This is a genomic window from Plastoroseomonas hellenica (assembly GCF_018129085.1).
Lineage (GTDB): Bacteria > Pseudomonadota > Alphaproteobacteria > Acetobacterales > Acetobacteraceae > Plastoroseomonas > Plastoroseomonas hellenica.
This window is the reverse complement of the sequence record NZ_JAAGBB010000018.1, coordinates 119,538-129,809: the sequence shown is the minus strand read 5'-3', so window position 1 is coordinate 129,809 and position 10,272 is coordinate 119,538. Positions and strand designations below refer to the sequence as shown.

Below are 10,272 nucleotides of genomic sequence, written 5' to 3'. Positions count from 1 at the left end.
AAACCAGCAGGCCTAAGCCCACCAATTCGCATCCCAACCCATACCACTGACCATCATCATCTCTTCCGCCACCCAACCAGATCGCCAGAGCCCAATCGCCCGCGCCACGCCAAACACCAAGACCCACACACCCTCGCAGATGCATAAACCCAGGCGCCGACCGCACATCCCACCCCAAAAACCAAGGGACAAGACCACAAGCAACCAAACACCCCAGCCACCCAAGCAGAGTGACCACAAAAAACTTCCAAACCAGATGCAATTGTCAAAGAGCGATCCCTGACCTTCAGGGACGAAAACACCCACCGAGACTTGGTCTCTCGGTTGGCGCTGCGTCCCGTCTGTCGGGGCACCACCGTCTCGTCAGTGCGTCAGACCCTCGGGTCAGGCGCCCTACTCGTCGGCGGTGGCGGGCTTTTATGGGTAAGCGCCGGGGGCGTCAACACCCCTTTTTCGCCAATCGACGAACCATTCTGCAAAACGCGGAATCCCCACCTCGATCGGCGTCGTCGGCGCATAGCCCGCGAGTGCGGCGATCGCATCCACATCGGCGAAAGTCTCGCTCACTTCCGTTGCCGGACGCGGCGCATCCTGGATGATCGCGCGCGTCCCCAGCGCCTCCTCCAGCACCGCGACGAAGCGCGCGACGAGCTCGCTGCGGTGATTGCCGATGTTCAACACCCGCGGCGCGTCACCCGTTGCGGGCCGATCGAGACAGCCGAGGATTCCCTGCACGATATCCGCGACAAAGGTGAAGTCGCGCTTCAGCCGGCCGCCCTCGTAGAGCGTGATCGGCCGCCCGCCCAGGATCGCATCCGCGAAGAGCCAGGGCGCCATGTCCGGCCGTCCCCAGGGTCCATAGACCGTGAAGAATCGCAGCCCCGTCTGTGGCAGCCCGAAGAGATGCGCATAGGCCGCGCTCATTAGCTCCCCGGCCCGCTTGGTCGCCGCATAGAGCGACACCGGCTGATCGGCCCGATCCGATTCGGCGAAAGGCAGCTTGGTGTTGCCGCCATAGACCGAGGAGGAGCTGGCATAGACCAGGTGCTCCAGCTTCGGCAGCCGCCGCGCCAGCTCCAGCACCACCAGATGCCCCATGACATTGGCGTCGACATAGGCGAAGGGGTCGACCAGCGAATGCCGCACCCCGGGCTGCGCGGCGAGGTGCAGGATGCGCGTGACCCCTGGCTCCGACTCGGCCAGTGCCAGCATCGCCTCGCGGTCACTCACGTCCACTGCGCGATGCGTGAAGCCGGCATGCGCCTGCAGCCGCGCCAGCCGTGCACGCTTCAGTGCCGTGTCGTAATAGGGGGTGAGCGTGTCGATCCCGACCACCCGCTCGCCCCGCGCCAGCAGCGCCTCCGCGGCATGCATGCCGATGAAGCCGGCGGCACCGGTCAGCAGGACCGTCATGCCGCGACCAACCGGTCCTCCACCAGCTCGAGGATCGCATGCCCGAGCGTGATGTGGATCTCCTGCACCCGTGCCGTTTCCTTGCTCGGCACCACCAGGGCGTGGTCGCAGAGCGCCCGCGCCGGGCCGCCATCGCCGCCGAGGAAGCCCACGGTCACGATGCCCATCTCCCGCGCCGCCGCCAGCGCCCTGATCACATTGGCCGAGCGCCCGCTGGTGGTGATGCCGAACAGCACATCGCCGGCGCGCCCCAACCCGCGGAGCGGCCGCGCGAAGACCTCTTCGAAGCCGTAATCATTGCCGCCCGCGCTCATCACCCCCGCATCGGAAGCCAGGGCGATCGCCGGCCAGGAGGGGCGCTCGACGCCGCCGCGCAGCCGCACCTGCCATTCGGTCGCGAGATGCACGGCGTCCGAAAAGCTGCCGCCATTGCCGCAGAAGAACAGCTTGCCGCCGGCGCGCATCGCCGTTTCGCAGGCAGCGACGACGGCGAAGACCTCGCCCGCCATCTCCGCGCCCACGCGCCGCCTGAGCGCCGCGCCATCTTCCATGATCGCGGCGAAACGCGCGGCCTCGGTCATCAGCTATCGGTCCGGATATTGTTGTCGCGGATCACCTTGCCCCATTTCTCGATCTCGGCCGTGAGGAAGCGGCCGCAGGCGGCAGGGTCGGAGGCGACGACGTCGCAGCCCTGCTCCTCGATCTTGGCCTTCACCTCGGGATCGGCGAGGGCCTGGCTCAGCGCCTCGTTCATGCGGCGCAGGATCGGCTCGGGCGTGCCGGCGCGGCCGAGGAAGGCCCACCAGGTCGGTGCCTCGAATTCCGCCAGCCCCTGCTGGGCGAAGCTCTGCACGCCCGGCACGTGCCGGCTCTCGCCGCGCGTCGTGACGCCGAGCGGGCGCAGCACGCCGTTGCGGATGTGCTGGCTGATGATCACGACATTGCTCATGAACATCGGCACATTGCCGGCGACCGCGTCCTGCACGGCCGGTCCGCCGCCGCGATAAGGCACGTGCACCAGCCTGATGCCCGCCTGGGCCGAGAGCAGTGTCGTCGAGACATGCGCGAGGCCGCCGACGCCGGAGGTGGCGTAGCCGATGGTGTCCGGCGCCTGCTTCGCGGCGTTCACGACGTCCTGGAAGTTGCGATAGGGCGTCGACTGATGCGCGACCAGCGCGAGTGGCCCGGTTGCCACCAGCGTCACCGGCGCGAAGGCTTCCAGCGTCCGATAGGACAGGCGCATCACCGTCTGGTTCGTCGCCTCGTTGTCATAGGCGAGCATCCAGGTATAGCCATCCGCCGGCGCGCGGGCCGCCTCGGCCGAGCCGATGGCGCCGGAAGCGCCGCCGCGGTTGTCGATCACCACCGGCCGGCCCAGCAACTCGCCGAGCTTGGCCTGGAACAGCCGCGCGATGGTGTCGGTCGAGCCGCCCGGCGGCCAAGGCACGATCAGGCGGATCGGCCGCTCGGGCCAGGCGCCCTGGGCCCCGGCGATATAGGGTGCCGTGAGGCCCGCGGCGGTCAGCGTCAGAAGCGAGCGGCGTTTCATCGCGGCATGTTCTCCTCCCGGATCGGGACCGCAACCGGCCCTATCCGGCAGATGGCACGATGCCGCCCCCGCCTCAAGCCTTGTGAGTGTGCGCGGCCGATTCAGACCTCCGGGCCTTCCGGCCCTCCAGTCATCGGACGCTCAAGCCTCAACCGATGGCGGCACCCTTTCACGCTGGGCGAGTTCCGCACGCAGCAATGCGACCTCGGCGCGCAGCAGGGCCAGTTGCTCGCCGACCGGATCGGCTTCCGGGCGCGTCAGCCCGTAGCCGATCCCAGGGTCCAGGCAGGGATCGCCCCCCGGCGGCCGCGCGGGAATGCCGACCACGGTCTGATCGGCGCCGACCATGCGCACCACGACGGCATTGGCACCGATCCGCGCCCCGTCACCCACGGTGATCGGCCCCAATACCTTGGCCCCGGCGCCGATCGTAACCCCATTGCCGATCGTCGGATGCCGCTTGCCGGTTGCGGTGGTGAGCCCACCGAGCGTCACCCCGTGATAGAGATAGACGTCATCGCCGATCTCCGAGGTTTCACCGAACACCACGCCCATGCCGTGATCGATGAACAGCCGCCGGCCGATCCTGGCGCCGGGATGGATCTCGATCCCGGTCAGGAAGCGCGAGAGATGCGACACGCAGCGCCCCGGCAGCCGCAGCCCGATGCGCCACAGCGCATGCGCCAGGCGATGCCACAGCACCGCATGCAGCCCGGCATAGCAGAAGATGGCTTCCGCCCAGCTCGGCCGCGCGGGATCGCGAGCACGGATGTTGCGGGCGAGTTCGATGATCTCCATGGGCAGCGCCTCAGGCCAGCCAGGGCGGCACGGGCAGCCCCTTGCCGCGCAGGAATTCGGGATTGAACAGCTTCGACTGGTAGCGCGCCGCGCCGTCCGAGAGGATCGTCACCACCCGGTGCCCCGGCCCCAGTTTTCGCGCCACGCGGATCGCCGCCGCGACATTGAGCCCGGCCGATCCGCCGACCGAGATCCCCTCCTCCATCTGCAGGGAGAAGACCTGCTCCAGCGCCTCCGCGTCCGGCACCATCTCCGCGTCGTCGATCAGGGCGCCTTCCAGATTACCCGGCACCCGCGCCGCCTGGCCGATGCCCTCGGTGATCGAGTTTCCTTCCGAGGCCTTCACCGTGCCGGTCTTGACCCAGTTGTACAGCGCGCTGCCCAGCGGATCGGCGAGCACGATCCGCACGTCCCCCTTCCTTGCCTTCAGTGCACGGGCGATGCCGGCCAGCGTGCCGCCGGTGCCGCAGGAACAGGTGAAGGCATCGACGCGGCCTTCGGTCTGCGCCCAGATTTCCGGCCCCGTGGTCGCCTCATGCGCCGCCGCATTCGCGAGGTTATCGAACTGGTTCGCATGCACGGCGCCCAGTTCTTCGGCCAGGCGGCGCGACACATGCACGTAGTTGCCGGGATCGGCATAGGGCTTCGGCGCCACCAGCCGGAGATCAGCGCCGATCATGCGCAGGAAATCGAGCTTCTCCCGGCTCTGCGTCTCCGGCACCACAATCACGCTGCGATAGCCGCGGGCATTGGCGGCGAGGGTGATGCCGATGCCGGTATTGCCGGCGGTGCCTTCGACGATGATGCTCGGCTTGCCCGGGGTCAGCTTCCCGGCGCGCTCCGCCGCTTCGATGATGCCGAGCGCGGCGCGGTCCTTGACCGAACCACCGGGATTCATGAACTCCGCCTTGCCCAGAATCTCGCAGCCCGTCGCCTCCGACGCCTTGCGCAGCCGGATCAGGGGCGTATTGCCCACCGCGCCGGCGAAGCCGTCCACGATGCCGGGGGCGGGCGCGGCGAGAGCGGCGTCAGGCATGGACATACTCCTCAAGGCCAGAGGATGGTCGGGTGCCGGCGCCGGTGCTTCAAGAGGGCAAGGCGCAGGGCAGACATGCCCGTGAGGTGCCATAAAATCCTTTTAAAACAAATACTTGCCACGCATCCTGGCTCCCAGACCAAATTCACCCATCGAGGTCGCCCACGGCAGCAGGTCATGCTCCTGCACCCCGCCCCTGGAGAAGATTGAACTGTCAGCATCGCGTCTGCGCGAGATGCAGCGGAATCGCCGTGACGCTGCCGCCCCAAGGCATCCCATCAATTGCGAATCATTCTCACTTGCTTTACCCCTGGGACGGGAGACGAGAAGGAGACCGCCCATGGCGACCCATGGCCTGCCCGCCTGGCCCTGGACCGGAAGCGACGCGGAGGCCCTGCCGGCACCCGAACGCCTGCTGCTCGACGCCGCCCGGCTCTGGGAGGCCGAGGCCCGCGCCGGCCGCCCACCGATCCCGGCACTGCGGCTGCTGCTGGCCGCCGAGGATGCGCCGGCGGCCCTGCTCCCGCTCGATGCCCTGCTGCGTGCGGCACCCACCCAGGCCCGTGACTTCGGCTGCGAACTCTGCCCCCGCGTGCAGCCGGCCGAGGCGGCGTTGTTGCTGGCCTGCGCGCTCGCTCAGCGCGGGCACCGCGGCGAAGCGCTGGCGGCGCTGCTGCGTTGGCTGCCGCTTGGCGCCGCCTATGCCGCGATGCCGGCGGCCATCCATCTCGGCTGCGCGCTGCGCCGGGCCGGGGTGCTGCTGCGGCAGCCGCTGCGGGTCGCGCGCCGGAGCTGACCCTCAGGGCACCGATCGCAGATAGGGCAATGCCGGCGGCTGCGGCGCGCGCTTCACCTGCTCGATCCGCGCGACCGCCCGCGCGAGCGAATCACGCAGGTGTCGGCGCAGCGCCTCCGCCGATTCCGCGACCTTGCCGGCTTCCAGGGGCATCAGCACCGCCAGATGCTCCGGCAGGAAAGGCTCCGCCGGGAAGAGCCTGGGCACCCAGGCATAGAGGAAGCTGTGCGCCACCAGCAGCGACTGGTGCAGCCGCACCGCCTCCATCAGCGTGGCGTTCGGACAGTGGCCGAGCAGGCGGACATGCAGATCCGCCTCCAGCTCGTCCAGCTCCGCGCCGTCCAGGATTTCGGCGCGCATCATCGCCGCCGCGACGCGCGTGCGCAGACCTGATGCGAAACCGGCTGGCAGGTGCGGCGCCGCAGCGGTGAGCGCGGCCGGCTCGAGCAGCGCGCGCACCTCGTACAACTCGCCGACATGGACTGCCGTCAGCGCCGGCGCATACCAGCGCGCGCGGTCGTCGCGCCGCAGCAGGCCACGCTGGTGCAGCCGCGCGATCACCTCGCGCGCGACTGTCCGGCTGACGCCATGGTGCCGGGCGAGGTCGGTCTCCACCACGCGCCAGGTGGCGAAGGCCATGCGGGCGACGATGGCGCGCTCGACCTCGGCATAGACCCGCTCCCAGCTCGCGGAGGGGGCAAGACGTAGGCCGTCTAGCCCGACGAGCAGCGCAGCACCCGGGCGCCTCGCTGCGCCGGCCACCACGTAGCCACGCCCCTCGGCCCGCCGGACCAGCCCTTGCGCCTCCAGCCGCGCCAGCGCCTGGCGGGTCGGGCCGCGGCTGGTGCCGAGCAGCGCGGCGAGCCGGCTTTCGAAGAGCGCCGTGCCCGGAGGCAGCGAGCCATCAGCGATCCGCGCCGCAAGCAGATCCGCCGTGCGGGCATGCATCCGCGGCTGGGCGCCGGGCAGGTCGCGGGAACGGGACGTCATGCAGGCAGGCCCCTGGTTGTCGTCGTCACCTGGTTATGGCAAGTGTACACGAGTGACATAATCTGGTCTGCGCCAAGGTGCCGCCGGATCCGGCGCTTCTGGAAGCGATGGACGACGAGGGAGCATGCGTCTCAAGGGCAAACAGGCCTTCGTTACGGGCGCCGGCCAGGGGATGGGCCGGGCGATTGCCCTCGTCTTCGCGCAAGAGGGGGCACGGGTCCGCGCCGCCAGCCGTACCGGGGCCAAGCTCGCCACCCTCGCCGATCATGGCGTCGAGCCCATCACGCTCGACGTCACCCAAGGCGAGGCGGTCGCCCGCGCCATTGCCGACGCCGGCCCGCTCGACATCCTGGTGAACGCCGCGGGCTGGGTGCACGCCGGCGGCATCCGGGAAACCAGCGAGGCCGATTGGGCGAGGAGCTTCGACCAGAACGTCACTTCGATGTTCCACACCATCCGCGCCGCGCTGCCTGCCATGCTGGAGCGTTGCGCCGGCGCCATCGTCAACATCGCCTCGGTCGCCTCGTCCATCACCGGCGTCGCCGGGCGCGCCGCCTACGGCACCAGCAAGGCGGCCGTGATCGGCCTGACCAAGGCGGTGGCGCGGGAAGCGGTGGCGCAGGGCGTGCGCTGCAACGCGCTCTGTCCGGGTACCACGCTTTCGCCCTCGCTGATCGAACGCGCCGAGGCGAGCGGCGACCGTGAAGCGACGCTCCGGCAGTTCACCGCGCGCCAGGCCATGGGACGGCTCGGCACCGTCGAGGAAATGGCGGCCGCAGCACTCTACCTCGCCAGCGACGAGGCCGCCTTCATGACCGGCCAGGTGCTGGTCGTGGACGGCGGACAGACCCTCTGAGGACAAACGGGAGGAGGAAGACAGATGATCGGAACGGCGATGCGGCACGGCGCGCTGGCGCTCGGCCTTGCCCTGGCCGCGATGGCCCCGGCCGCCGCGCAGGAGCGCTTCACGCTGCGCCTGAACCACGTCCTCGGACCCAGCGAGCCCTTCCACGAAGGCTTCCAGACCTGGGCGCGCCGCGTGCAGGAGCGCACCAATGGCGGTCTGACCATCCGCGTCTTCCACAGCGCCCAGCTCGGCGTGGAGGAGGACATCATCGAGCAGATGCGCCAGGGCGCTGCCATCGGCCAGAACACCGATGCGGCGCGGCTCGGCACCTATGTGCGCGGCATGGCCGTGCTCAATGGCCCCTATTTCGCCGAGACGATCGAAGATGTGGCGAAACTTGCGGAGAGCCCGACCATCCGCCGCTGGCAGCAGGAGCTGGCCGCCAGCCACGGGTTACAGGTCGTCTGCTTCGACTGGGTGCAGGGCCACCGGCATTTCTACACCAACCGCCCGGTCCGCACCCCACAGGACCTCGCCGGCCAGCGCATCCGCACGCCGCCGGCGCCGATCTGGCAGGAATCGGTGCGCGCCCTCGGCGCCGCCCCGGTCGCCATGGCCTTCGGCGAGATGTATCCGGCGCTGCAGCAACGCGCGATCGACGGTGTCGAGCTGGTCTGGAACAATATCCCCGGTGGCCGGTTCAACGAGGTCATCCGCTACGTCAGCGAAACCGGCCACATCCTGCTGATCAATTTCCAGGTCGTCGGCTCCCGCTTCTTCCAGTCCCTGCCCGAGGCGCATCGTACGGCCCTGGTCGAGGAATGCCGCCGCGCCGGGCAGGAGACCTCCCGCCGCATCGCCGAACGCGAGCAGGAGGTGCGGCGGCAGATGCTCGCCCGTGGCATGACTGCGGTGGACAATGTGGACATGGCCGCTTTCCGCCGCGCCGGTGCGCGCGCCTATGAGGTGCTGGGCCTGGCCGCGGAGCGCGAGGCGGTGCTGCGCGACGTCGGCCGGAACTGAGGCCGGGGAGCATGAGGGCGATGCGCGGCCTCTACCGGATTCTCTGCGGCGCGGAGGCGTTCGTCGCAGGCAGCTTCCTGCTGCTGATGGTGGTCCTGATCTTCCTGGGCGGCGTGGCGCGGATGCTCGGCATGCCGTTGAACTGGACCACCGATCTTGCCACCTGCCTCTTTGCCTGGGGCTGCTTCCTCGCTGCCGATGTTGCCTGGCGGAGCAACAGCATGATGTCGATCGACGTGCTGGTGGACCGCCTGCCGGCCCGCCTGCGGGTCGGCATCCGCCTGCTGAACCACGCGCTCATCATCGCCTTCCTGCTGTATCTGATCGTCGCAGGCTTCTATCTCGCCTGGGTCAGCCGCATCCGCACCTTCCAGGGCATGCCGGGGGTCAGCTATTCCTGGGTGACGGCGAGCCTGCCGAGCTGCGCCCTGCTGCTGCTCGTCACCACGATCCGCCACATCCGGGCGGCTTGGCGCGGCGAGCAGGTCGCGAGCCGGGCCGTGGACGTGGTGTGAGACAGGGCCCGCCATGCTGACCGTCCTCATCGTCCTCGCGGTGCTGCTCGCACTCGGCATGCCGGTTGCCTTCGCCATCGGCATCGCGGGGCTGCTGTTCTTCCTGCAGAATCCCGAACTGCCGGTGACCATCCCGGTGCAGCTCACGGTGACGGAGACGCAGAACTTCGCGCTGCTCGCCGTGCCGCTCTTCATCCTGGCGGGCAATTTCCTCAACGGCTCGGGCATCACCCAGAACATCCTGCGGCTCGCCTCGCTGCTGACCGGCCGCATGCAGGGCGGCCTTGCCCAGACCTCCATCGCGCTGTCGACGCTGATGAGCGGGGTCACCGGATCCTCGATCGCGGATGCCGCAATGAATGCCCGGGTGCTCGGCCCGGAGATGCTGAAGCGAGGCTTCTCCCGCGGCTATGCGGCGGGCGTGCTCTCCTATGGTTCGCTGATGGCACCGATCATTCCGCCGGGCATCGGCTTCATCCTCTATGGCACCGTCGGGCAGGTCTCGATCGGCCGGCTCTTCGCCGCGGGCATCGTGCCGGGGCTGATGCTCTGGGCCTCGCTCGCCATCGCCATCTCGATCACCGCACGCCGCCGCGGCTACGGGCCGGAGCGCGAGGCTCGCCCGACGGCGGGCGAGCTCGGCCGGGCACTGATCGGTGGCATCTGGGCGCTGCTCTTCCCGGTGATCCTGCTGCTCGGCCTCCGGATGGGCGTTTTCACCCCGTCCGAGATCGGTGCCTTCGCCGTGGTCTACGCCGTGGTCATCGGCTTCTTCGCCCACCGCATGCTGACGCGCGCCAGCTTCCGCGAGGCAATCGAGGCCAGCCTGGTGGATGTCGGCGCGGTGATGTTCCTGCTCGCCCTCTCCGCCATCTTCGGCTACGGCATCGTCTTCGAGCAGTTGCCGGAGGAGATCGCCGAATGGATGCTCGGCATCACCGATGACGCCAATGTCGCCATGGTGCTCATCGTGCTCTTCGTGCTGGTTGCCGGCACCTTCATGGAAGGCTCGGTGCTCATCATCATGCTGACGCCGATCTTCCTGCCGCTGCTGACGCAATACGGCATCGATCCCGTGCATTTCGGCCTGGTCTTCATCATCGCGGCGACGATCGGCAACTACACACCGCCGGTGGGCGGCGCGATGTTCGTGGTCTGCCAGGTCCTGCGCTGCCCGATCGGAGACTACACGCGGGAATCGACACCTTTCCTGATCGCGGTATCGGCGGTCACGCTGCTGCTGATCTTCGTGCCGCAGGTCGTGCTCGTCGTGCCGAACCTGCTGTTCGGACCATCGTGAGCCCC

At 69.0% G+C, this 10,272-nt stretch carries 11 protein-coding genes; 5 read left to right on the top strand and 6 right to left on the bottom strand.

The annotated features are described in order from the left end of the window. Positions 1-417: 417 nt before the first annotated feature. The 5 genes from GXW71_RS16320 to GXW71_RS16300 form a co-directional block, all read right to left on the bottom strand. Entirely contained in the window at positions 418-1,413 is a 996-nt protein-coding gene (locus tag GXW71_RS16320; protein ID WP_211853590.1) for an NAD-dependent epimerase/dehydratase family protein, read from the bottom strand. Beyond that, complete coding sequence (locus GXW71_RS16315; RefSeq protein ID WP_211853589.1) at positions 1,410-1,994, bottom strand: D-sedoheptulose-7-phosphate isomerase; 585 nt, start codon at positions 1,992-1,994, stop codon at positions 1,410-1,412. Before GXW71_RS16315 ends, GXW71_RS16320 begins: the two co-directional genes overlap by 4 nt. Then, complete coding sequence (locus GXW71_RS16310) at positions 1,994-2,962, bottom strand: tripartite tricarboxylate transporter substrate binding protein (protein ID WP_246526627.1); 969 nt, start codon at positions 2,960-2,962, stop codon at positions 1,994-1,996. The genes GXW71_RS16315 and GXW71_RS16310 overlap by 1 nt, the downstream gene beginning before the upstream one ends. A 141-nt stretch (positions 2,963-3,103) precedes the next feature. Next, a complete protein-coding gene (cysE, locus tag GXW71_RS16305) occupies positions 3,104-3,760 on the bottom strand; it encodes a serine O-acetyltransferase (protein ID WP_211853588.1) in 657 nt (218 codons plus the stop codon). 10 nt (positions 3,761-3,770) lie between these two features. Beyond that, positions 3,771-4,796, bottom strand: a complete 1,026-nt coding sequence (locus GXW71_RS16300; protein WP_211853587.1) for a cysteine synthase A — start codon at positions 4,794-4,796, stop codon at positions 3,771-3,773. A 340-nt stretch (positions 4,797-5,136) separates the two neighbouring features. Between GXW71_RS16300 and GXW71_RS16295 the strand changes: the two genes are divergently transcribed. Further along, positions 5,137-5,592 carry a hypothetical protein gene (locus tag GXW71_RS16295; RefSeq protein WP_211853586.1) on the top strand — a complete coding sequence of 152 codons (456 nt, stop codon included), beginning with the start codon at positions 5,137-5,139 and terminating at the stop codon, positions 5,590-5,592. Positions 5,593-5,595: 3 nt separating this feature from the next. On the opposite strand, the gene GXW71_RS16290 is transcribed toward GXW71_RS16295, so the two are convergent. Continuing rightward, entirely contained in the window at positions 5,596-6,582 is a 987-nt protein-coding gene (locus GXW71_RS16290; protein WP_211853585.1) for a GntR family transcriptional regulator, read from the bottom strand. A 124-nt stretch (positions 6,583-6,706) separates the two neighbouring features. On the opposite strand from GXW71_RS16290, the gene GXW71_RS16285 reads away from it, so the two are divergent. From GXW71_RS16285 to GXW71_RS16270, 4 genes are read left to right on the top strand one after another with little or no spacing between them, the layout of a single operon-like run. Next, a complete protein-coding gene (locus GXW71_RS16285; RefSeq protein ID WP_211853584.1) occupies positions 6,707-7,438 on the top strand; it encodes an SDR family oxidoreductase in 732 nt (243 codons plus the stop codon). A gap of 24 nt (positions 7,439-7,462) precedes the next feature. Then, a complete protein-coding gene (locus GXW71_RS16280) occupies positions 7,463-8,452 on the top strand; it encodes a C4-dicarboxylate TRAP transporter substrate-binding protein (protein ID WP_246526626.1) in 990 nt (329 codons plus the stop codon). A gap of 11 nt (positions 8,453-8,463) precedes the next feature. Continuing rightward, positions 8,464-8,967 carry a TRAP transporter small permease gene (locus GXW71_RS16275; RefSeq protein WP_246526625.1) on the top strand — a complete coding sequence of 168 codons (504 nt, stop codon included), beginning with the start codon at positions 8,464-8,466 and terminating at the stop codon, positions 8,965-8,967. 13 nt (positions 8,968-8,980) lie between these two features. Then, entirely contained in the window at positions 8,981-10,267 is a 1,287-nt protein-coding gene (locus tag GXW71_RS16270) for a TRAP transporter large permease (RefSeq protein ID WP_211853583.1), read from the top strand. Positions 10,268-10,272: the final 5 nt, after the last annotated feature.